This window comes from Hyphomicrobium sulfonivorans (assembly GCF_013306565.1).
Taxonomy (GTDB): domain Bacteria; phylum Pseudomonadota; class Alphaproteobacteria; order Rhizobiales; family Hyphomicrobiaceae; genus Hyphomicrobium_A; species Hyphomicrobium_A sulfonivorans.
Genome location: NZ_PZPO01000004.1, coordinates 357,328 through 379,814, shown reverse-complemented (window position 1 = coordinate 379,814; position 22,487 = coordinate 357,328). Strand labels below are relative to the sequence as shown.

The window sequence follows — 22,487 nt, the reverse complement described above, 5'->3', positions numbered from 1 at the left end:
GGCGATCCGTAAAGCTCCGCACGGGTGCGTTCAAGGCTGCCGCTGCCGGTTGATGCTGCCGCGACGTCGCAACGCCCGAAAATCCGGCCCAAAATCCGGCCCAAAAATCCGGCACTGAATCAGGCCACCGCATCGTAGGGCAGGGCGGGGCCGGACCCAGCGCCGGTGCGTTCGATGGTGTCGGCAATCTGCTGGCGTTCGGCACCGGAAAGAATGAGGTTCGCGGCCGCCAGCCAGCCATCCACCTGCTCAGGAGCGCGCGCGCCAACGATGGCACCCGTCACGCCCGGCCAGGCCAGCGTCCACGCAATCGCCACCGCGCCGGCCGTGACACAGCGCTTCTCGCCGATCTTGCGCATGGTTTCGGCCAGTTCGAGATTGGCCTTCAGCTTGACGCCGGAGAACTCGGCATTGCGCGAACGCCAGTCATCGGCGTTGAGCTTTGCCGCTCGCTCGCCGGTGAACGCGCCCGACAGCAAACCCGCCTGCATCGGGCTGTACACGATCACACCGGTGTCGTGCGTGATGCACCACGGCAGTTCGGTGGCGGCGAAGTCGCGCCGGATGGCGGAGAACGGCGGCTGCAGCGTATCGACATGGCCAAGCCGCTCGGCCGCTTCCAGTTGCGCCAGATTGTGGTTCGATAGGCCGACGGCGCGCACCTTGCCTTCCTTTTTCAGGTCCAGCAGCGTCTGCCAATACTCCTCGATCGGCGTACCGTCCTTGGACGGCCAGTGCATCTGATAAAGGTCGATGCGCTCGACGCCCAGACGGCGGAGCGAAGCTTCAAGCTCAAAGCGGATGCTGGCCGGGTCGCCCACCTGCTGCGGCGGCGCCATGCGGTCGGCCTCATCCCAGCGCAGGCCACACTTCGTAAAAACGTAAGGCCGCGTCGACTTCGGAATGTTGCTCAGTGCTTCGCGCACAATCTCTTCCGAATGCCCCAGGCCATAAATCGCTGCGGTGTCGATCCAGTTGATGCCGCAGGCGACAGCATGGCGAATGGCTTCCACCGACTGACGATCATCCTGCTTGCCCCAACCGACAGCCCAGTCGCCGCCGCCGATGGCCCAGGCGCCCAATCCAACCGGCGTGATGAACATGTCCGTGCGGCCAAGCCGATGCCTTGGTAGGGGGGCTTTGATGCTCATGGCTGAATCCTTGGCTGCTGCTGGCTAATGGCGACAAGGCTGCGAGGCTAGGAATGATCGGCGGCGATTTGCGTTCGCCGCCGACAGTTCGCGAGAAGATTCCGCGTACCGGTTATGGCGCGTGTGCCGAACGGGTCGATTCAAACAGGAACCAGACGCGGCGTTCGGTTTCGTCGATCCAGTTCTCGATCAGGCTCGCGGTGGCAACGTCGCCGTGCTCATCGCACAGGTCGTGCACTTCGCGCAGCCGCTCCACCATGTCCTTGTTGTCTTCGCGCAGCTCGGCCAGCATGTCTTCCGGCGTTACGAATTCCGCGTCGTTGTCTTCGATGCGCTGCTGGCGCGAAACCTGGCCGATGGAGCGTAGCGTCGTGCCGCCGATCTTGCGCACGCGCTCGGCGATTGGGTCGGTCATCGCGAAGATCTGGTCGGCGTGCTCATCGAACAGCAGGTGATAGTCGCGGAAGTGCGGACCGCTGACATGCCAGTGGAAATTCTTTGTCTTGAGATAGAGCGCGAACGTATCGGCGAGCAGGGCGTTGAGCGCGCCCGAAAGATCGCGGATGGCATTCGAATTATAGACGCTTGGAGTCTGCAGCGGAGCCTTGCGACGCTCGGCTGTCTTCTTGGTCACCGTACCCATGGAAAATCTCCTTGGCCGTGATGCGAGGGAAATAATACGCGCTTCGCATATGGGAATACCGCGGCAGCCTTACGACCCGCCTAACGGAGTGTTGACATGCGGCCTTTGCGCGATCGCATTGATGCAAAAAGCTTTAATTTTGCACCGGCGGAACCCCTCCGGGGAGACGGCCGTCGGTGTTTCTTACTTGGCGCTGGCGACTGCGCTTTCAGCACCGGCGGCCGGCGGCCCGCAGCGGTGTCGCCGGTGCCAAACAAAGACTCTACCGCCCCAGCACGACCGTGCGATCGCCCAGCGCCTGCACCGGCCGGTTGTTGTGCGGATAAAGCGCGGCGAAGGCCTTGATCTGCTCCGCCGATGCCTCGATCGGGTCGGCATACACAACCCATTCCACGATCTCGCTGCATGGCGGCGTCGTCAGCGATCCGGCATAGCGATAGAACTTGCCGCCAGCGGGGATCAGCTGCGCGAAATCAATCGCCTCTCTGGCGTTCGCTTCGCCTTCAGCCTTCGGCATCACCTGCCAGACTTTTTCGATCTCACTGTTGGCGGCGCCTTCATTGATCATCACGCCCAGCACCAGCAGTTTGCCGTTCGCGCTGCGATTGACGAAATGCGCCTCCAGCGGGGTGTGATGGCCGTCGAACGTGTGCTCGCTGTCATGGTGGAAGTGCATCTGCACAAGCTTGAACGTCTCATCGCCAAGCGTCGTTGTCTGATCGCCCGCAGCGTTCGCCTGAATGGTATGTCCGTTGTTGACGACGCCCGGCACGAACGGCTTCCAGTTCACTGTCGGCGCGTGGGCGCTGGAAGGCTCGGCGGTCTTGATGTCGATGGGAGACTGTTGCGCGCCCTTGGCGCAGGCGGCGAACTCGTGGCTGAGTTCACCCCAGTGCGTTGGTCCGCCGTGGCCCTCATAGGACCAGTGGGCGTGATCTTCCGCCGATAGCGTGCCAACGGGAGCCAGAGCGGCAAACGCGGCGAGGGCGAGCGGCGTGACGGAGCGAAAATTGAAGCTGAGCTGCATGGGCGTATTCCTGATCAGGATATCCCATTCACTTATGCCTATTTCGATTAAAGGACAGACAACCTGACGTCTGCGATTTTAGACCATGATCGCTTCGGACCCTATCCGTCCGAAGCGTGAATCATCGGTCTCATCAAAGGGCCACTCGTCGGAAAGCGCTTTACCGATTGCGCCATTCTTCCCAGCCCTTGCGGCGCAGGGCGCAAGCCGGGCAGTGGTTGCAGCCATATCCCCATTCGTAACGTCGGGTGCGCACGCCGAGATAGCAGGTGTGGCTTTCCTCGACGATCAGATCGATCAGCGGCTGTCCGCCGAGGGTTTCGGTAAGCGCCCAGGTCTCAGCCTTGTCGATCCACATCAGCGGCGTCTCGATCACGAACGGCGCGTCCATGCCCAGCGCGAGTGCCTGGGCTAAAGTCTGCAGCGTGTCGTTGCGGCAGTCGGGATAGCCGGAGAAGTCCGTCTCGCACATGCCGCCCACCAGCGTGCGGATGCCACGCCGATAGGCGAGGGCGGCGGCATAGGTGAAGAACATCAGGTTGCGGCCCGGCACGAACGTCGATGGCAGACCAGCTGCTGAAATCTCTATTTCCGCCTCGCGTGTCAGTGCGGTGTCGCTCAGGCGGCCCAGCTCCGGCAACGCCAGCATGTGGTCTTCGCCAAGCCGTTTGCGCCATGCAGGTTTCAGAGCCGCCATCGCGAGGCGCAGCGTTTCGCGCTGGGCCAACTCCGCCACATGCCGCTGTCCGTAATTGAAGCCAAGCGTTTCGACGCGGTCGTACCGCTCCAGTGCCCATGCAAGGCAGACGGCTGAATCCTGCCCGCCGGAGAACAGCACCAGTGCGGCGTTATCGCGATCGGTCATGGAAACCTCGACTTGCACCGGATCAAAGGCTCGCGCCGTCAAATTTGCGCAGGTTGAGTGCATCGAGGTCGACGCCGTCGAGGCAGCGCACATTGATGGCAACGGTTGTCACACCGTCGGGCCGCGTGCCGCGTCCAAATGCGCCGACGCCACAGCGGCTGCAAAACAGGTGATGCACCACGCCTTTGTTGAAGGTGTAGTCGGTCAAGGCATCGGCGCCTTGCGCGAGGTGGAAATTTCCTTCCGGAACAAAGGCCAGCAGCAGCCCCCGCTTGCGGCAAATAGAACAGTTGCACGAGATCACCCGGCTGAGGTCGGCTTCAACCTCATAGGCAACCTGGCCGCAATGGCAGCTTCCGGCGTAGGTTTTCGTGTCGGACATGCGTGGACGGCTCCCTGGGCTAACCCGCCGCAGGCCGCCCTTTAACAAAGCGGCAGCAACGGGTCTTTGCGCATCTACCAAAGAGGGGCTAAAAGGCGCCGGAACCTCACCATGCCCGACTGCGGCCTGCAACTAATAAGGTAACGACCATGACCGCCATTATCGATATCATCGGCCGTGAAATTCTCGACAGCCGCGGCAATCCCACGGTTGAGGTGGATGTTGTGCTGGAAGACGGCTCGCTGGGCCGTGCCGCTGTTCCGTCCGGTGCATCGACGGGCGCGCACGAGGCGGTTGAGCTGCGTGACGGCGATCCTGCCCGCTATCAGGGCAAGGGCGTTGAGAACGCGGTCGCTGCGGTCAACTCCGAGATTTATGACGCGCTCGCCGGCATGGACGCCGAGGACCAGCGCGGTATTGACGCCGCGTTGATCGATCTCGATGGCACCAGCAACAAGAGCCGCCTTGGCGCCAACGCAATCCTTGGTGTGTCGCTGGCCGCTGCCCGTGCCGCCTCGCTTGCACGCGGTCTGTCGCTGTACCGTTATCTGGGCGGCGCTGGCGCACATGTGCTGCCGGTGCCGATGATGAACATCGTCAACGGTGGCGCGCACGCCAACAACCCGATCGACATCCAGGAATTCATGATCATGCCTGTGGCGGCGGATTCGATCGCCGACGCTGTGCGGGTGGGCGCGGAAGTGTTCCACACCCTGAAGAAGAAGCTGCAGGAAGCCGGTCACTCGACTTCGGTCGGCGACGAAGGCGGCTTCGCGCCGAACCTCAAGTCGGCCGACGACGCGCTGGGCTTCATCATGAAGTCGATTGAAGCCGCCGGCTATCGACCGGGCGAGGATGTGATGCTGGCGCTCGATTGCGCTTCGACCGAATACTACAAGAACGGCAAGTACGTGCTGGAAGGCGAGGGCAAGACGCTCGATGCCGGCGCCATGGTGCAGTATCTGGAAAGCCTCGTGTCGCGCTTCCCGATCATCTCGATCGAAGACGGCATGGCTGAGGACGACTGGGACGGCTGGAAGGCACTGACCGAAGCCATCGGCGATCGCTGCCAGCTGGTGGGCGACGATCTGTTCGTCACCAACACCGAGCGTCTGGAGCAGGGCATCAAGGCTGGCGTCGCCAACTCGATCCTGGTGAAGGTCAACCAGATCGGTTCGCTTTCGGAAACGCTTGACGCCGTGTCGATGGCGCAGCGCGCCGCCTATACCGCTGTCATCTCGCACCGTTCGGGCGAGACCGAAGATTCCACCATCGCCGACCTCGCCGTCGCCACCAACGCTGGCCAGATCAAGACCGGCTCGCTGTGCCGTTCGGACCGTCTGGCGAAGTACAATCAGCTCATCCGCATCGAGGGTGAATTGGGCGACACCGCAAAGTACGCTGGCCGCAGCGTCATTCGCGGTTACACCGGCGCCTGATCGGGCGACGCATTTCACTTCACAACATCAGCGCCGCTTCGGAGACCATCCGGAGCGGCGTTTTATTTTGCCTGCTTGAGCAGTGATTTGCCGCTTCAAAAATGCGGTGTGCAGCGCTGCACTTTCGCGCGCTGTTTTGCGGGCGACGAAAAAATCAGCAAATGCCATCGCGATCGACACAGCGCTTTACCAGCCATTAAGCACCACATGGCATAACAGCGGTGTCCACAATTTCAGTGCAGCGTAAAAAATCCAGTGCTGCGTCAGCCAAAAAAACATGATCGACGGTCTAGGCCACGGCAGGCGACGGTGTTGCTTCTCTGCTTGGGTTTAACGGCCTACTTCGCCCATCATGCGATCAATGGCAGGCACGGCTTCGAGGCGCGATCTCGGCTGATTGAACGATCAGCTTTGTTGGAGTTTGAGATCAAAAGCCTCGAAGCTGTGCGAGCCCGCCTTGAGCGCGATGTCGCTCTGCTGGGCGCTAAAAAACCCGATCCCGATCTGGTTGAAGAAATCGCCCGCGAGGTGCTTGGTTTCGTGCGCCCGGACGATCAGGTCGTAACGCAGCGCTGATGCTTGCTGCATCGCATGCAGCGCGATGCATACAATTCGATCATCCGGATTTTGCATGGATCGATGCGGTGCGATGCGCCGCTTCTGGCGTTTGCGCTGTGCCTCTAGTAGGCTCCGAATCCGAACGCAAACATATGGGCCATTCCGGTCCACCTCCGGCTGCTGAACAACGGGCTGCTTGCAAAATGGCCGCTGAAAAAGCCACCCGCTCCCGATCCGCCAAGCCCGCGAAGGGCGGCGATGCTGCTCAGCCTGCCGCCGCTACTGGCGTTGCCGCAGCTTTCACCCGCGATGAGCGCCTCGATGCCTATCGCCAGATGCTGCTGATCCGCCGCTTTGAGGAAAAAGCCGGCCAGCTTTACGGCATGGGCCACATCGGCGGTTTCTGTCATCTCTACATCGGTCAGGAAGCTGTCGTCGTCGGCATGCAGATGGCGCAGCAGCCGGGCGATCAGGTCATCACCGCCTATCGTGACCACGGCCACACCATCGCAACCGGCATGGAGCTGAAGTCCGTGATGGCGGAGCTTACCGGACGGCGCAACGGCTGCTCACAGGGCAAGGGCGGATCGATGCACATGTTCGCGCCCGACAAAGGCTTTTACGGCGGCCACGGCATCGTCGGCGCCACGGCGCCGCTCGGTGCTGGCATTGCGTTCGCCAACAAGTATCGCGGCAACGACCGCGTCTGCGTCGCCTACTTTGGCGATGGTGCCGCCAATCAGGGCCAGGTGTACGAAGCGTTCAACATGGCGGAGCTGTGGAAGCTGCCGGTCGTGTTCATCGTCGAGAACAACAAGTACGCGATGGGCACCTCGATTGAGCGTGCTTCTTCCACCACCAATCTTTCCCAGCGCGGCCTGTCGTTCGCCATTCCCGGCGAGCATGTCGACGGCATGGATGTCGAGCAGGTGCGGGCCGCCGGATCACGCGCCATCCAGTTCGCGCGCGAGGGCAAAGGCCCGACCATCCTTGAGATGATGACCTACCGTTATCGCGGCCACTCCATGTCCGATCCGGCCAAGTATCGCACGCGTGAGGAAGTGCAGCACATGCGCGAAACCCACGATCCGATCGAGATGATCCGCGCGCGCCTGCTTGGCGATGGCGTCAGCGAGGACGACCTGAAGGCAATCGACCGCAAGGTGCGCGATGAGGTGAACGCTGCGGCCGATTTCGCGCTGTCCGATCCTGAACCCGACGCATCACAGTTGACCACCGAAGTGCTCATCTGAGCGCATGACCATCCGTTCCGCTTTTCAGATTTCGTCAGATCCCAGGGCCTCGCACTATGCCGATTGAAGTTCTGATGCCTGCCCTGTCGCCCACCATGGAGGAGGGCACGCTGGCCAAGTGGCTGGTGAGCGAGGGTGCGAGCGTTAAGTCCGGCGATGTGATCGCGGAGATCGAGACCGACAAGGCCACCATGGAAGTGGAGGCGATCGACGACGGTCGGCTGGCGAAGATCCTTGTGCCCGCTGGCACCGAAGGCGTGAAGGTCAACACGCCGATCGCGCTGATCGAAGGCGAGGACGAAGCAGCAACGGACAGCGCTCAGCCCACAGCTAAAGCCGCGCCGTCCGTACAGCAGCCGCAGGAACCACCACAGTCAAAGCCAGAGCAATCCGCATCGACGGAGGCGCCACAGCAGAATACAGCGCCTGCGCGTGACGAAGCCCCTGCGACCCATGCCCCAGAGCCGCAGAATGCGTCCGAAATCGCGCCCGGCACTGAAATGGTTTCGCAGACGATGCGCGAAGCGCTGCGCGATGCCATGGCCGAGGAAATGCGCCGCGACCCGGATGTGTTTCTGATGGGCGAGGAAGTCGGCCAGTATCAGGGCGCCTACAAGATCAGTCAGGGCCTGCTGGAAGAGTTTGGCGAACGCCGGGTGATCGATACGCCGATCACTGAATATGGCTTCACCGGCGTCGGCGTCGGCGCGGCGTTCACCGGCCTCAAACCCATTGTCGAATTCATGACGTGGAACTTCGCCATGCAGGCGATTGACCACATCATCAATTCAGCCGCCAAGACGCATTACATGTCGGGTGGCACGGTGCGCTCACCGATTGTGTTCCGCGGCCCCAATGGCGCGGCGGCCCGTGTTGCGGCCCAGCACAGCCAGTGCTTTTCGGCGTGGTATGCGCATGTGCCCGGCCTCAAGGTCATCGCGCCATCAACGCCCGCCGATGCGAAGGGGCTGCTGAAAGCGGCCATCCGCGATCCCAATCCGATTGTGTTCCTTGAAAACGAAATGCTCTACGGCACCCATGGCGATGTGCCGAAGGGCGATGACTTCGTGCTGCCCATCGGCAAGGCGCGCATCGCCCGCGCCGGCAAGGATGCAACCGTCGTCTCGTTCGCACGTGGCATGACTTACGCGCTCGCCGCCGCCGACATGCTGGCCAAGGACGGCATCGACGTGGAGGTCATCGACCTGCGCACGCTGCGCCCGCTCGATATGGAAACGGTGCTGGCCTCGGTGCGCAAAACCAATCGCATCGTCACGGTCGAGGAAGCCTGGCCGGTGTGTTCGATCGGATCGGAGATCTGCGCGCAGGTTGCGATGCAGGCGTTTGATGATCTCGACGCGCCGCCGGCGAAGGTGTCCGGTGCCGATGTGCCGATGCCGTATGCAGCCAACCTTGAAAAGCTTGCGCTGCCGACGGCGGAGCAGGTGGTCGCCGCGGTCAAGTCGGTGCTTTATCTTTAACGCGCGCAGGGCGCATGCAGGGAGAAGCCAATGGGCGCTGCTGCGAACACGACAACGAACGACAGCGCTGCACCGCGCCGCAGAATTTCTCCGCTCGCGCGCCGGCTGGCCAAGGATGCCGCGTTGTCGCTGGATGCCATCGCCGGTTCAGGGCCGCATGGTCGCATCATCAAGCGCGACATCGAGAAGGCGCTTGCGGGCGGGGCGCAGACATCTGCATCGCAGTCGCAGGCCGCACAGCAGGCGCCTGATACAACTGCCAGCCGCGCGATGACGCCATCCGCAACGGCCGCAGAGCTGAAACCACAGCCGCCATCGCCATCGGGCATGCCCGATGAAAGCGTGCTCGCGCTGTATGACAAGGGCAGCTACGAAGTCCAGCCGCACGACAAGATGCGGCGCGTGATCGCCGAGCGGCTGACGCTTGCCAAGCGCACCATCCCGCATTTCTATCTTTCCATCGACTGCCGCATCGACGAACTGATGCGTGCCCGCGAGCGCATGAATGCATCCTCGCCGCCGGAAGGGCCGCGCGCCTACAAGCTGTCGGTGAACGACTTCCTCATCAAGGCGCTGGCGCTCGCGCTGCAGCATGTGCCCGATGCCAACGTCACGTGGACGGAGGAGGGCATGCTGCGCCACAAGTATTCTGACATCGGCGTGGCCGTCGCCGTTGAGGGCGGTCTGTTCACGCCCGTCATCCGCCATGCCGAGATGAAGTCGCTGTCCGAGATCTCCAACGAGATGCGTGATCTGGCGGAGCGGGCGCGCAAGCGCCGGCTGGCGCCGCATGAATATCAGGGCGGCACCACGTCGATCTCAAACCTTGGCATGTATGGCATCAAGAACTTCGATGCCGTCATCAACCCACCCCACGCCACCATCCTGGCGGTGGGTGCTGCCGATCGCCGTCCGGTCGTCGTGGGTGATTCGGTTGAAGTGGCGACGGTGATGGATGTCACGCTGTCGTGCGATCATCGCGCCGTCGATGGAGCAATCGGGGCGGAGCTGCTGCGGGCATTCAAGGCCTTCGTGGAAGACCCGGTGCGCATGCTGGTCTAGCGCCACTGCCAGCACTATCGCCGTGCCATCACCTGTCCGCAGCGCCGTTGCGGAGCACAGCCGGCTATTCGCCTCTGCACGTCATCCCGCCGACGGTCGGGATCCACGCCAGTCCTAATCATGACGGGCGGCTAGGGTGAGTCGGCCAAAACACACGCCACAGATCGCCGATGACACCATCGCGGGCGCTACAACCTGTGGCCGCCAGAGCACGCATTGGCGACTTTCCCCAGCTAAGACCATTCCGTGAACGGTCATTCGCGATAAGAATAAGGCAGTTGCTTGCCGCTGTACGAGGCGAGGACTAGAAGCGAAAAACCAGTGTGGGCGTACCTTGGTGATGGCTCTAGCCTTTGGAGTGAACCCAAAATGATGGCGCGCTCAACTGCCCTAGTCGCGACGGCGCTCGCCTGTCTTCTATCTGGCTGCGCTGACGGCAGCCTAGGTTCCGGCTTCACAACCGGATCAATCAACCCCGCCAATGAGACCAAGCAGGCCGAGGCGCGCTCGAAAGAAGCCCTCTGTCTTACGCTGACCTCCCAGATCGAGGCGCTGAACAGCGAAGGCATCTCTGAGAAGGTCTCCAAGGCGGCGGCCAAGAAATACAAATTGAAGTCCGGCGACCTCGCCAAGGCCGACGAACTCAACAAGGCCAATACCGAATTCCAGGCTAAGTGCTCCAGCTATCCGCCGCGCAACGTAGCGGAGATCGAGCCCAAGGCCGATGCGGCTGCCACGACAAAGGCCGCTGCAACGCCGCCGCTGCCGACGCAGAAGTCGGATGCACAAGCTGACAAGAGTGCATCGGCGGATGCATCGCCAGCGCGCACGGCTGCGGCTACCGGGACACAGGTTCCGGGTGAAAGCGCCGCTGCTTCAACGCCGTAATGATTTGCATCTGATTAACTTCCGGGCGCCGGTCCTGTCGCATGGCAGACGGCGCAACGGTTGTTTATGCTGGCAGCAATCAGGGGGCTTGCACGCGGGTTTGGGCTGTGGTGAAAACGCCGAAGCTTCCCAACCTTGGGATGGAGGGCATGGTGTCAGGTAACGGTCGGCGCGCGCGGTCCTGTAAGAGAGCCTCTGCGGGCATTCTCTTTGTTGTTCTGGCCGGTTGTGCGGGTAATACCGGAACCGGTGGAGACCCAGGGCCTCAAGCATTGAGCGGTGGCGATACGTGCCAGTCCGTCCGGGCCGATCTCAATCGGCTGGATAAGGAGGGCGTGCCTGCCCTCGTTGAGCGTCAGAGCTCGGGTCAGAAGCTGTCTGGCGCCCAGAAAGACAAGGCGGATCTCTACAACCGTCTGCTCAACAAATACCTCGGCGCGCGCTGCCACGTTTGATGACACGCGCGGCCGGTTTGTCTCGCGCACATGGCTTGCCCACGGCGGCGTAATGTTTTCAGCAACGGACCGTGGCCATACACTGCGGTACCGTAGCTCGACGACATAGCGAAAGGCGCCCGCCCCATGGCCAGCAGCAGCCAGAGCAGCACTGAGCATAAGGCAGCGGGTGATGGCGCAACCTATGACGTCATCGTCATCGGGGCCGGTCCCGGCGGCTATGTGGCTGCCATCCGCGCTGCGCAGCTTGGCCTTCGCACCGCTGTCATAGAACGGGCACACCTGGGCGGCATCTGCCTCAACTGGGGCTGCATTCCCACCAAGGCGTTGCTCCGCTCCGCTGGCATCCTGCATGATGTGCGCGAGGCTGAGGCTTTCGGCATCGTCATCGACGCCAAGCCGCGCATCGACATCGCCGCCATGGTTGAGCGGTCGCGTCAGGTCTCGCGCGAGTTGAATACCGGCGTCGGCTTTCTGCTGAAAAAGAACGGCGTCGATGTCATCTGGGGCAACGCCAAACTGCTGGGCTCAGGCCGCATCGAAGTTTCGCCCCCCAGCGCCACGGGGCGGCCGGAAACGCCGCCACCCAAGGACGTGCTCGGCGCCGGCACCTACAAGGCTCGCAACATCATCATCGCCACCGGCGCCCGCCCGCGCGCGCTGCCGGGGCTGGAGCCGGATGGCGACCGCATCTGGAGCTACTTCGAGGCCATGCTGCCGCGCGAGGTGCCGCGCTCGCTGCTGATCGCCGGATCGGGTGCTATCGGCATCGAGTTCGCATCGTTCTATCGCGCGCTGGGCTGCGACGTGACGGTGGTCGAGGTGCTGGATCAGATCCTGCCCGCCGAGGATGCCGAGATCGCCGCAATCGCCCGCAAGGCGTTCGAGAAGGCCGGCATCCGCATCATCACTGGCGCGAAGGTTGCAGCCGTTGCCAAGGGCAAGGACGCTATCACCGCCACCATCGAACACGGTGACGGCAAGCGTGAGGACATCACCGCCGACCGCCTTATCTCCGCCGTCGGTGTTGTCGGCAATGTCGAAGGGCTGGGCCTTGAAGCGCTGGGCGTAAAGCTGGAGCGCGGCCACATCGTCACCGACGCGTTGAGCCGCACCGATGTCGAAGGCGTCTACGCCATCGGCGACGTCGCCGGCGCTCCTATGCTGGCCCACAAGGCCGAGCACGAAGGCGTCATCTGCGTCGAGGCAATCGCTGGGCTGAAGGTCGAGCCGCTCGACCGCGCGCGCATTCCCGGCTGCACCTACAGCCATCCGCAGATCGCATCCGTCGGGATGTCTGAGGCCAAAGCGCAAGCGTCAGGCCGCAAGCTGAAGATCGGCCGCTTTCCGTTTAGGGCCAACGGCAAGGCGCTGGCAATGGGCGCCCGCGAGGGGTTGGTCAAAACCATCTTCGATGCTGAAACCGGAGAACTTATCGGCGCGCACATGGTTGGCGATGAAGTGACGGAACTCATCCAGGGTTTCGTCATTGCCATGCAGCTCGAAGCCACCGAAGAAGATCTGATGCGCACCGTCTTCCCGCATCCGACCCTTTCGGAGATGATGGGCGAGAGCGTGCTGGACGCCTATGGCCATGCGCTGCATCTTCCGCCATCGCGGCCTGCATCGGGCCGACCAGCACCGGAAAAGTAGAGGCACCGTCCGCAACCACCTGCGCCGCCGAACCGGAATAGGGAGAAACACATGAACGTCGACACACGAGCGCTGATCGTCTTTGCCATCGTCGGCATCATCGCCGGCTTTCTCGCCTCCATTCTGCTGGGTGGCGGCGGCGGCATCCTGCGCTATCTCATCACCGGCATCGTCGGCGCGTTTGTTGGCGGCTATCTGTTCGATGCGTTGAAAATCAATCTCGGCATCGACAATCGGTTTCTGTCCGAGGTCGTGACAGCCACGGCCGGTGCCGTCATCGTGGTGCTGCTGGCGCGGCTTATTGCCTAGACCATGATCGTTTCGGACCTTATCAGTCCGAAGCGTGAATCATCGGCACCACCAAAAGGCCCATGATCGCTCTGGACGATTGTGCTCTAGACTGGCCTGAGTGCTACGGCATCAGCAACGGCCCAACGCACGGGCGAGGGAACAGGTGATGGATCAATACGCAGCCTATGCGCCATGGATCATGATGGTGCTGAACGGCTTTGTCGCTGGCTTCATCGCCTCGTTGCTGCTTGGCGGCCGTGGCGGCATCATCCGCGATGTATTCGTCGGCATCCTGGGTTCGTTCGTGGGCGGCGCACTGGTGCAGGCCGGATGGCTCAACCTGCCCTATTTCACCGACAGCCCGTGGCTGCATCTCATCGCGATATCGACTATCGGCGCTCTTCTCATCATCGTTCTGGCCCGTATCATCGGCCGCTGAGGCATCGAGGGTTGGTTTGCATCGCCGCCGTGCCAATCTAACATGGGTTGATTGAGGCCGGAGCATCGTCCATTGAGCGCCACCGCCAACACGGAGCAGATGTCACCCGCGCGGCCCAGCGCCGACAGCGGCGGTGTGGTGCGAGCGCGCCTTCCGAAGCCGGACTGGATTCGTGTGCGCGCACCGGGGCCGGGGGCCCACGCCGAAACCGTCGATATCGTGCGCCGCCATGGCCTCACCACCGTGTGCGAGGAGGCGGGCTGTCCCAACATCGGCGAATGCTGGTCCAAGCGCCACGCCACCTTCATGATCCTGGGCGACACCTGCACGCGCGCCTGCGCCTTCTGCAACGTGCGCACCGGCATGCCGCGCCCGCTCGATCCGCTCGAACCGGAGCGGGTGGCGAAGGCGGCAGGGGATCTCGGCCTCACCCACATTGTCATCACCTCGGTTGATCGCGACGACCTTGCCGATGGCGGCGCGGCGCATTTCGCCAGGGTCATCTCGGCGCTGCGCGTGTCTTCACCACAAACCACCGTTGAAATTCTGACGCCGGATTTTCTGCGCAAGGATCGTGCGCTGGAGACCGTGCTGGCCTCAGCACCGGATGTCTTCAATCACAACCTTGAGACGGTGCCGCGTCTGTATCTTTCGATACGGCCCGGCGCGCGTTATTTCCATTCGCTGCGGCTGCTGCAGCGGGCCAAGGAGATCGATCCCAACGTCTTCACCAAGTCCGGCATCATGGTTGGGCTGGGCGAAACGCGCGAAGAAATCATGCAGGTCATGGATGACATGCGCTCGGCCGGGGTAGACTTCCTGACAATCGGTCAGTATCTGCAACCCAGTCCGCGCCACGCACCGGTCGTGCGCTTCGTGCCGCCGGCTGAATTCCAGTCGTTGCGCCAGATCGGCATGGCCAAGGGATTTGCGCTGGTGGCGTCCAGCCCGTTCACGCGCTCGTCGTATCATGCGGGCGATGATTTCGCGAAGTTGCAGGCGGCGCGCCGGGCAGCAACGGCACGCCTTTGAAGCGGCGGCGAAGTTAAGTTCAAGGAGCTGACCTCTCTTGCCCACGTTCGAGACCACCCGGCGCATGCCGTTCACGGCCGATCAGATGTTCGCTGTCGTCGCCGACGTGCAGCACTATCCGCTGTTCGTGCCGCTGTGCGAACGGCTGGAGATAACTGCGCGGCAGGACAACGGTGCCGAGCAGGTCATCACCGCGATCATGGCGGTGGGCTATCAAAAGATCAGCGAGAAGTTTACCAGCCGCGTGACGCTGCGCCCCGACGCGCGCGAGATCGATGTCGTCAAGATCGACGGCCCGTTTCAGCGTCTCACCAATCGCTGGCGGTTTCGCGATGTTCCGGGCGGCTGCGAAGTGCACTTCTTCATCGACTACGCGTTCGCATCCAAAATGCTGTCGCTGCTGATGGGGGCGGTGTTCGATAAGGCGGTGCGCAAATATACCGATGCGTTCGAGGCGCGGGCACGCACGCTTTATCCCGCCACGCCAAACACTATGATGGTGGCGAACACCGATGCCGAGGACGCGTCGCGCCCTCGCGGGCGTGCGGATCGAAACTGAATGCCAGCGGTGTCGGTCGGACTAGCTATCGTTGTCGCGCCCTCACGGGCATGCGGATCGAAACACGCCGCCGGATAGTCCCGTCAGCAGGTTGCGGGATGTCGCGCCCTCAGGGCGCGTGGATCGAAACTCTCTGCCGGCCAACGCGGGACGATGCTGCCGTGTCGCGCCCTCACGGGCGTGCGGATCGAAACGACGATGATCGCGTCAACGCGTGCATCGCCTGGAGTCGCGCCTCACGGGCGCGTGGATCGAAACATGCGTGAGATCAACGCGCCGACAGCTGCCTGCGTGTCGCGCCCTCGCGGGCGTGCGGATTGAAACACGTGTGAGACGGTCGATCTCGTCTGCTGCGTCTGTCGCGCCCTCACGGGCGTGCGGATGGAAACGATGCGCTGGCGGCGCGACAGGAACGCAACGCGGTCGCGCCCCAACGGGCGCGTGGATCGAAACGTTTTCTCACGGGCGCAGAACTCATGGGCTGGCGTCGCGCCCTCGCGGGCGTGCGGGTTGAAACACCCCTGTTATCTGCGCACCCGGCCACTGACTCAGGCGCGCCCTGACAGGCGCGTGGATGGAAACCGGCGTCTACGGCGAGCGCGTGGCCGTAAGCCCAGTCGCGCCCTCGCGGGCGCGTGGATCGAAACATCGCTGACATCGACGAGTCGATGAACCACTACTGTTCATGCCTCACGGGCATGTCGCGTGCGCCTGCGTGTCAGTCGCTGTCCTGCAACGCTTCGCTCAGCAACTCGACAGCCGTGCGCACACTGGCAATCCGCACCTCCTGTCGCCCCGGATTGCCGAACCGGCATTCGCGCGTTCTCGTCGGCTGGTCGCGCACTGCCAGACCAAAATAAACGAGGCCCACCGGTTTGTCGGCCGAGCCGCCGTCCGGTCCGGCAATGCCGGTGACGGAAACTGCAACATGCGCGCGGGAGTGATTCAGCGCGCCTTCCGCCATCGCGCGCGCAACTTCCTCGCTCACCGCGCCGACGCGCTCCAGCATCTCTTCCGGCACGCCCAGCACGTCGCTCTTGGCAACATTCGAGTAGGTGACATAGCCGCGCTCGACAGCCGCGGAACTGCCGGGCACTTCCGTCAGCAATCCGGCAATCAGGCCGCCGGTGCAACTCTCCGCCGTAACGATGCGCAGGCCGCGCTTTTCATAGGCCGCAAGCATGGCGCGCGCGGTCTCATAAAGATCGGACGGAAACAGCGAACCCATGGGTGACCTCACAGTGAAACCGGCAATGTACCGGCACAATGATGCGCTGACGGTCTGCGTTCCCGCAATGCTGCATCGATGCAGGCTAACACCAGCACGAAAAACGGGCGACACCAGTGGCGCCGCCCGTCGATTTCGCAACGATCAGTCAAGTGCCTGCGATTGCGCTCACACGGGCGCAAGCTTCTCGGCCTGATCCAGAAGATTATCGAGCACGTTGCGGCTCTCAGCACCCATCACCGAGTAGGCGCGCTTTTGTGCGTCCTGCCAGATGGGGAATGCTTCCTTCAGCACTGCCTGGCCTTTCGGCGTCAGGTGCAGACCACGACCACGGCGTCCGGCGGGCGGATCCATGTTGATGTGGCCCAGCGCCAGAAGGCGCTTGAGGTTACGAGACAGCGTCGACTTCTCGATATCGAGTTCGTGTCCGATCTCCACCGCCGTGATGGCATCACGCGCGGCAAGCTGCGCCAGCAGAGTGTACTGGCTTGCAGTGATCCCCAGCGGACGCATTGCGTCGTCGTAGACGCGCGTCACGATGCGAGAAAGCTGACGCACCCGCGTCGCAAGACATGCGTTCGCAGTGGTCTCGGCGATGTCGGCAATGCTGGCGGTTTCGACCGGCTTGCGTTCCAGCGTGTTGGTCATCACGTTCATGTCGGCCCCCGAGTTCGTGGTCATACAACCACCTTGAGGTGTTGATGCCGCGATTCTGTCGCAGGGGTCAAATGACCAAAGGCATTTTTATGGCGCGTCAGCTCGCCGCCGTTGGTAGCTGCACCGTAGCGCTCGCCATGGCGGCAATTCCTTCGCCGCGGCCGATGAAGCCAAGGCGCTCCATCGTTGTCGCCTTGATGCCCACGCGATCGGCGCCAATGCCCAGTATTTCCGCGATTGTGGCGCTCATCGCCGGGCGATGCGGGCCAACCTTCGGCGCCTCGCACAGCAGCGTCACGTCCACGTTTGTGATGCGTCCGCCGCGGCGGCGCACCAGATCGACGGCATGCGCCAGAAAAATACGCGACGCCGCGCCGCGCCACTGCTCATCGCTGGGCGGGAAGTGGTAGCCGATGTCACCGTCGCCAATCGCGCCGAGCAGCGCGTCGGTTAGCGCATGCAACCCGACATCGGCATCGGAATGTCCATCGAGGCGATGGGTGTGCGGGATTTTCACGCCGCATAACCAGACATGATCGCCCTCAGCCACCCTGTGCACATCGAAGCCCGATCCAACGCGCGTTTCCCACGCGGTAGCGGCGCTGGAATTGGCGGAGCCGAGAATGCGTTCGGCAAGATCCATGTCGGCGGCGGTTGTCAGCTTCATGTTGGTTCCGGAGGAGGCGACAAGCTGCACCGGCAGTCCGATCCACTCGGCCAGCGCAGCGTCGTCGGTGAAGTCATGGCGGTTCGCATCGGCCGCCTTGCGGTGGGCGTCGCGGATTGCGTCGAAATGGAAGCCTTGCGGTGTCTGCGCGCGCCACAACGCTGAGCGATCAACCGTCGCCGCGATGCGCCCATTGGCGTCGGCGCGCTTGAGCGTGTCGGCCACCGGTTCGGCGGCGATCGCACCGGGCGAAGCATCCAGCGCCGCGATCAGGTCATCGATCAGCGCGGCCGAGAGAAGCGGACGGGCGGCATCGTGGATCAGCACGCGGTCGGGGGCGCCACCGGGCAGGGCGCTCAGCGCCTCAAGGCCCGCCAGCACCGACGCCTGTCGCGTTGCGCCACCAGCGACGGGCGCCACCAACTTGCCGGCGTAGGGTGCCGCAGCTTCCTCATAGAGCGCATGGTCATCGGGGTGGCGCACCACCACCACCGCTGTAATTGCGGGATGGCGCGACAGCACCGCCAGCGAATGGCTCAGCACCGGGCGGCCAGCCAGCAGGCGATACTGCTTCGGGCGCGCGCTTGCGCTGCCGCCGGTGCTGGCTTCGACCCGCGTCCCCCGGCCCGCCGCCACGACCACTACCGCCGTTGTTGTCATTGTCGCACCCGCCGCCTCGTTGCGCGCCCTCCTTAGCCATATCCCCGGGCGAGGGCAAATCGCGTTGGATTGGTTAACTGGCTGCCCGGATAAACGTCAGGCTCTAAACGAGGCTGAAAAACAGGCAAAACTGACGTTGCCTTTCATCTTGCCAATTGCCCGTGCTGCCGCCTCTGGGCGCGTTGTACCACGCCCGATTAGCCATAAAACCGCGGCCGGGCGCGCCTGCATGTGCGTTTTTCGCGCTTGCACACAGCGCAGCAGCCGCATATCGTGCCCAAATCAACAGCAAAACAAATGAATGCCCAATTCATGAGCATGCAGGACGCCGACACGAAGCCGGACGCCAAGGTTCTCGCCATCGGCGATGTCCGCACGGCAAACCGGGTTGTGCTGGCACCCATGTCCGGGGTCACTGACCTGCCTTTTCGCAGGCTGGCCAATAAGTTAGGCGCGGGGCTGGTCGTATCGGAGATGGTTGCAAGCGAGGAAGTCGTGCGCCAGCGCGCCGATGTGCTGCGCCGCGCCGAAGGCTCCGACATCGCGCTGCGTTCGATACAACTTGTCGGCCGCGAGGCAAACTGGATGGCCGAGGGCGCGCGCGTCGTCGAGGATCTCGGCGCCGACATCATCGACATCAATATGGGCTGCCCGGCGCGTGAAGTGACCGGCAAACTTTCCGGCAGCGCCCTGATGCGCGACCTCGATCACGCGCTGTCGCTGATCGAAGCTGTTGTCGGCGCGGTGCGCGTTCCCGTTACGCTGAAGATGCGTCTTGGCTGGTGTGAGAAGACACGCAACGCACCCGCGCTTGCAAAGCGCGCGGTTGAAGCAGGCGTGCGGATGATCACGGTGCACGGCCGCACGCGCAATCAGTTTTTCAAAGGCGAGGCCAACTGGCACGCGGTCCGCGAAGTGAGCGAGGCTGTATCTGTTCCGGTCATCGTCAATGGCGACATCACCAGTGCCGGCGATGCAGCGCAGGCGCTCGAAGCATCAGGTGCCGACGGCGTAATGATCGGGCGCGGCGCTTATGGTGCGCCGTGGTTGCCGGGCCGTGTTGCGGCGTTTCTCGATGACGGTTCGCAGCAATCGCAATCGGCGCCATCGCTGGCCGAGCAATCAGCAATCGCGCGCGAGCACGTCGAAGCGATGCTGAGCCATTACGGCGCCGACCTTGGACTGCGCAACGCCCGCAAGCACATCGGTTGGTATCTGGAACAGAGCGGAAGCTCGCCCGAGCAGGTGAAGGCGTGGCGACGCAAGCTATGCACGGAAGAAAACCCGTCGCAGATTTTGAGCGGGCTTGCTGACTTCTACGCCAGCGCGCAGGAGGCTGCAGCATGAGCCGACGTGCCACGACTGCGGCGACGCGCGTTGCCGCCAACGTGAATACCCGCCGCCCGATTGAGCACGATCTGCTGCTCAGCGCACTGCCGCATCCCATCCTTGTGCTGGCGGACGACAATCGCATTGTGTTCGCCAATGCCGCCGCCGAAGCATTTCTGTCGATTGGCGTTGCGTTGCTGAAGCGCGCGAAGCTGGACGAAGTGGTGGCGTTCGGTTGTCCGCTGCTGCAGTTGGTGGATCAGGTGCGCACGTCGGGCGTCACGCTGAATGAGTATGGCGTCGAGGTTGCCAGCCCGAAATTTCAGATCCCGAAGCTAGTGGACGTGTATGGCGGCCCGATGCCGGAGAGCCCCGGCTACGTCGTGCTGATGTTCCAGCAACGCAACATGGCACAGATGATTGAACGGCAGCTGACGCACCGTGCAGCGGCCCGTTCGGTTTCCGGGCTGGCATCGGTGCTGGCACATGAAATCAAGAACCCCCTTTCCGGCATTCGTGGTGCCGCCCAGTTGCTTGAGCAAGGGCTGAGCGATGAAGATCGCGCGCTGTCACAGCTCATCTGCTCGGAAACGGATCGCATCCGCAACCTGGTCGATCGCATGGAGGTGTTCGGCGACGAACGCCCGCTCGCCAAGGACCCGGTGAACATCCATGACGTTCTCGATCACGTCCGCAGGCTGTGCGAATCCGGCTTCGGTCGCGGCGTTCGCTTTGTGGCCGATTACGATCCTTCGCTGCCGCCCGTTCCCGGCAACCGCGACAAGCTCGTGCAGGCGATGCTCAACCTGGTGAAGAATGCGGTTGAAGCGATTGGCGACAACCGCACCCAGGGCCGCATCATCATCCAGACGTCGTTCCGTCCTGGCGTGCGCCTTTCTGTGCCCGGCTCCGATATGCGCATTAGTCTGCCGCTGATGATCCAGATCGAAGATAACGGCGGCGGCGTGCCTGACGACATCAAGGAACATCTGTTCGATCCGTTCGTGACCACCAAACTCAACGGAACCGGACTGGGTCTGGCACTGGTTGCGAAGATCATCAACGACCACGGCGGTGTGATCGAGCTCGACAACGAGCCGAACCGCACCATCTTCCGCGTGCTGCTGCCGATGCAGGCGCGCGATCGTTCCGGCGACACACCCAAGTGAGAGGTAATCCATGGCCCGCGGGACCGTTCTCATAGCCGACGATGACACCGCAATACGCACGGTGTTGAATCAGGCGTTGGCGCGTGCGGGCTATGCGCCTCGCGCAACCAGCAACGCGACAACGCTGTGGCGCTGGGTGTCGCAAGGCGAAGGTGACGTTGTGCTCACCGATGTGGTGATGCCGGACGAAAACGCGTTCGATCTCATTCCACGCATCAAGAAGATGCGCCCCGATCTGCCGATCATTGTGATGAGCGCGCAGAACACGCTGATGACGGCGCTGACCGCGGCGGAAAAAGGCGCCTACGAATATCTGCCCAAGCCGTTTGACCTCAACGAGGTGGTTGCGGTTGTCGGTCGCGCTCTGACCCAGCCGGGTCGGCCGCTGCAGCGTTCCTCCCCTGACATGGACACCGAAGAGCTGCCGCTGATCGGGCGCTCGCCGGCGATGCAGGAAATCTACCGCGTGCTGGCGCGGCTGACGCAGACCGACCTGACCGTGATGATCAACGGCGAGAGCGGCACCGGCAAGGAACTGGTCGCGCGCGTGCTGCACGACCATGGCCGTCGCCGTCAGGGGCCGTTCGTGCCGATCAACATGGCGGCTATCCCGCGCGAGCTGATCGAGAGCGAACTGTTCGGCCACGAGAAGGGCGCGTTCACCGGTGCGCAGACCCGCACTCAGGGCCGCTTCGAGCAGGCCGAGGGTGGCACGCTGTTCCTCGACGAGATCGGCGACATGCCGCTTGAGGCGCAGACGCGTTTGCTGCGCGTGCTGCAGGAAGGCGAGTATACAACTGTTGGCGGCCGCACGCCGATCAAGACCAACGTGCGCATCATCGCCGCCACCCACCGCGATCTGAAAGCGCAGATCACGCAGGGTCTGTTCCGTGAGGATCTCTATTACCGCCTCAATGTCGTGCCCATCCGCATCCCGCCGCTGCGCGAACGCATGGAAGATGTGGGCGACCTTGTGCGTCACTTCCTGCGTCAGGCGGCCCGCGAGGGGCTAGGCCAGAAGTCGATCGAAACCGCTGCAATCGACCGCCTGAAGGCGCACCCGTGGCCGGGCAACGTCCGCGAGCTGGAAAACTTCGTTCGGCGGCTGGCAGCGCTCTATCCGCAGGACACGCTCACCCGGCAGATCATTGAAACCGAGCTGGCAGAAGCGCTGGCGGCCAAGCCCTCCGCACGCGACGAGGCCGACCCGAAGGATTTGTCCGAGCAGGTGGAGCGCTACCTCAACCGCTACTTCGCCGGCTTCGGCAAGGATCTGCCGCCGCCCGGTCTCTACGACCGAATCATCCGGCAGGTCGAACTGCCGCTGCTGACGGCGGCGCTGGCCGCAACCCGCGGCAACCAGATCCGCGCCGCGGAACTGCTTGGGCTCAATCGGAACACGCTGCGGTCTCGCATCCGGGCGCTGGACATCCCGATTTTCCGCCATCCGCAGAGCTAAATCGGGCGACACCACCCCCGGATCATCCGTGTCCCCTTGAATATTAAGGCGGAATGGCCCCTTCGCCTTGCGTTCTCGCACGCCTGGCGTTACCTATTCGCCACGTCGCGAAAATGTCACAGTCTGTTGTTTCCCTGTGG

22 protein-coding genes and 1 pseudogene are annotated in these 22,487 nt (G+C 63.0%); 14 read left to right on the top strand and 9 right to left on the bottom strand.

Annotated elements, in window-relative coordinates:
* Positions 1-119 precede the first annotated feature (119 nt).
* The 5 genes from C6Y62_RS10070 to C6Y62_RS10050 all read right to left on the bottom strand — a co-directional run bounded on the left by C6Y62_RS10070 (position 120) and on the right by C6Y62_RS10050 (position 4,068).
* A complete protein-coding gene (locus C6Y62_RS10070) occupies positions 120-1,151 on the bottom strand; it encodes an aldo/keto reductase (protein ID WP_198491384.1) in 1,032 nt (343 codons plus the stop codon).
* Positions 1,152-1,263: 112 nt separating this feature from the next.
* Positions 1,264-1,794, bottom strand: a complete 531-nt coding sequence (locus C6Y62_RS10065; RefSeq protein ID WP_210258034.1) for a Dps family protein — start codon at positions 1,792-1,794, stop codon at positions 1,264-1,266.
* A gap of 262 nt (positions 1,795-2,056) precedes the next feature.
* The gene (locus tag C6Y62_RS10060) at positions 2,057-2,821 is read right to left on the bottom strand and encodes a carbonic anhydrase (RefSeq protein ID WP_173953798.1); all 765 of its coding nucleotides are present in this window, start codon (positions 2,819-2,821) and stop codon (positions 2,057-2,059) included.
* 160 nt (positions 2,822-2,981) lie between these two features.
* Positions 2,982-3,686, bottom strand: a complete 705-nt coding sequence (queC, locus tag C6Y62_RS10055) for a 7-cyano-7-deazaguanine synthase QueC (RefSeq protein WP_173953797.1) — start codon at positions 3,684-3,686, stop codon at positions 2,982-2,984.
* Between the two features lie 22 nt (positions 3,687-3,708).
* Positions 3,709-4,068: a GFA family protein gene (locus C6Y62_RS10050; RefSeq protein ID WP_173953796.1), complete on the bottom strand. Its 360-nt coding sequence runs from the start codon at positions 4,066-4,068 to the stop codon at positions 3,709-3,711.
* Between the two features lie 149 nt (positions 4,069-4,217).
* On the opposite strand from C6Y62_RS10050, the gene eno reads away from it, so the two are divergent.
* Positions 4,218-5,507: a phosphopyruvate hydratase gene (eno, locus tag C6Y62_RS10045; protein WP_068463162.1), complete on the top strand. Its 1,290-nt coding sequence runs from the start codon at positions 4,218-4,220 to the stop codon at positions 5,505-5,507.
* Between the two features lie 27 nt (positions 5,508-5,534).
* Here the strand turns inward: eno and C6Y62_RS10040 are convergent, their stop codons facing one another.
* Entirely contained in the window at positions 5,535-5,687 is a 153-nt protein-coding gene (locus C6Y62_RS10040; RefSeq protein ID WP_173953795.1) for a hypothetical protein, read from the bottom strand.
* Between the two features lie 75 nt (positions 5,688-5,762).
* Here C6Y62_RS10040 and C6Y62_RS10035 point away from each other — a divergent pair, with 75 nt between their 5' ends.
* From C6Y62_RS10035 to C6Y62_RS09985, 10 genes and pseudogenes are all read left to right on the top strand, one after another.
* Entirely contained in the window at positions 5,763-6,083 is a 321-nt protein-coding gene (locus tag C6Y62_RS10035) for an FtsB family cell division protein (protein ID WP_338074475.1), read from the top strand.
* A 185-nt stretch (positions 6,084-6,268) separates the two neighbouring features.
* A complete protein-coding gene (gene pdhA / locus C6Y62_RS10030) occupies positions 6,269-7,318 on the top strand; it encodes a pyruvate dehydrogenase (acetyl-transferring) E1 component subunit alpha (protein ID WP_173953794.1) in 1,050 nt (349 codons plus the stop codon).
* Positions 7,319-7,374: 56 nt separating this feature from the next.
* Positions 7,375-8,799, top strand: a complete 1,425-nt coding sequence (locus C6Y62_RS10025) for a pyruvate dehydrogenase complex E1 component subunit beta (protein ID WP_173953793.1) — start codon at positions 7,375-7,377, stop codon at positions 8,797-8,799.
* Positions 8,800-8,886: 87 nt separating this feature from the next.
* Positions 8,887-9,861 (top strand): annotated as a pseudogene (locus C6Y62_RS10020) (2-oxo acid dehydrogenase subunit E2); the annotation flags it as partial.
* Positions 9,862-10,230: 369 nt separating this feature from the next.
* Positions 10,231-10,749, top strand: coding sequence for a hypothetical protein (locus C6Y62_RS10015; RefSeq protein WP_068463172.1), 519 nt, complete (start codon positions 10,231-10,233; stop codon positions 10,747-10,749).
* A 581-nt stretch (positions 10,750-11,330) separates the two neighbouring features.
* A complete protein-coding gene (gene lpdA, locus C6Y62_RS10005) occupies positions 11,331-12,857 on the top strand; it encodes a dihydrolipoyl dehydrogenase (RefSeq protein WP_173953791.1) in 1,527 nt (508 codons plus the stop codon).
* A 51-nt stretch (positions 12,858-12,908) separates the two neighbouring features.
* Entirely contained in the window at positions 12,909-13,166 is a 258-nt protein-coding gene (locus tag C6Y62_RS10000; protein WP_068463177.1) for a GlsB/YeaQ/YmgE family stress response membrane protein, read from the top strand.
* 148 nt (positions 13,167-13,314) lie between these two features.
* Positions 13,315-13,587 (top strand): GlsB/YeaQ/YmgE family stress response membrane protein, encoded by a 273-nt coding sequence (locus C6Y62_RS09995; RefSeq protein WP_068459248.1) that lies wholly within the window; start codon positions 13,315-13,317, stop codon positions 13,585-13,587.
* A 99-nt stretch (positions 13,588-13,686) separates the two neighbouring features.
* Positions 13,687-14,619, top strand: a complete 933-nt coding sequence (lipA, locus tag C6Y62_RS09990; protein WP_173954013.1) for a lipoyl synthase — start codon at positions 13,687-13,689, stop codon at positions 14,617-14,619.
* 37 nt (positions 14,620-14,656) lie between these two features.
* Complete coding sequence (locus C6Y62_RS09985) at positions 14,657-15,178, top strand: type II toxin-antitoxin system RatA family toxin (RefSeq protein WP_173953790.1); 522 nt, start codon at positions 14,657-14,659, stop codon at positions 15,176-15,178.
* A gap of 718 nt (positions 15,179-15,896) precedes the next feature.
* On the opposite strand, the gene C6Y62_RS09980 is transcribed toward C6Y62_RS09985, so the two are convergent.
* The 3 genes from C6Y62_RS09980 to C6Y62_RS09970 all read right to left on the bottom strand — a co-directional run bounded on the left by C6Y62_RS09980 (position 15,897) and on the right by C6Y62_RS09970 (position 18,390).
* Positions 15,897-16,406 (bottom strand): CinA family protein, encoded by a 510-nt coding sequence (locus C6Y62_RS09980; protein ID WP_173953789.1) that lies wholly within the window; start codon positions 16,404-16,406, stop codon positions 15,897-15,899.
* Between the two features lie 168 nt (positions 16,407-16,574).
* Positions 16,575-17,087: a MarR family winged helix-turn-helix transcriptional regulator gene (locus C6Y62_RS09975; protein ID WP_245281781.1), complete on the bottom strand. Its 513-nt coding sequence runs from the start codon at positions 17,085-17,087 to the stop codon at positions 16,575-16,577.
* 73 nt (positions 17,088-17,160) lie between these two features.
* Positions 17,161-18,390: a bifunctional 2-C-methyl-D-erythritol 4-phosphate cytidylyltransferase/2-C-methyl-D-erythritol 2,4-cyclodiphosphate synthase gene (locus tag C6Y62_RS09970; protein ID WP_173953788.1), complete on the bottom strand. Its 1,230-nt coding sequence runs from the start codon at positions 18,388-18,390 to the stop codon at positions 17,161-17,163.
* A 312-nt stretch (positions 18,391-18,702) separates the two neighbouring features.
* On the opposite strand from C6Y62_RS09970, the gene dusB reads away from it, so the two are divergent.
* Genes dusB through ntrC form a run of 3 tightly spaced genes read left to right on the top strand, consistent with a single transcriptional unit; the run spans position 18,703 to position 22,347 of the window.
* A complete protein-coding gene (gene dusB, locus C6Y62_RS09965) occupies positions 18,703-19,737 on the top strand; it encodes a tRNA dihydrouridine synthase DusB (protein WP_276510008.1) in 1,035 nt (344 codons plus the stop codon).
* Positions 19,734-20,888 carry a two-component system sensor histidine kinase NtrB gene (locus C6Y62_RS09960; protein ID WP_173953787.1) on the top strand — a complete coding sequence of 385 codons (1,155 nt, stop codon included), beginning with the start codon at positions 19,734-19,736 and terminating at the stop codon, positions 20,886-20,888. Before dusB ends, C6Y62_RS09960 begins: the two co-directional genes overlap by 4 nt.
* Before the next feature lie 10 nt (positions 20,889-20,898).
* Entirely contained in the window at positions 20,899-22,347 is a 1,449-nt protein-coding gene (ntrC, locus tag C6Y62_RS09955) for a nitrogen regulation protein NR(I) (RefSeq protein ID WP_068459255.1), read from the top strand.
* Positions 22,348-22,487 lie beyond the last annotated feature (140 nt).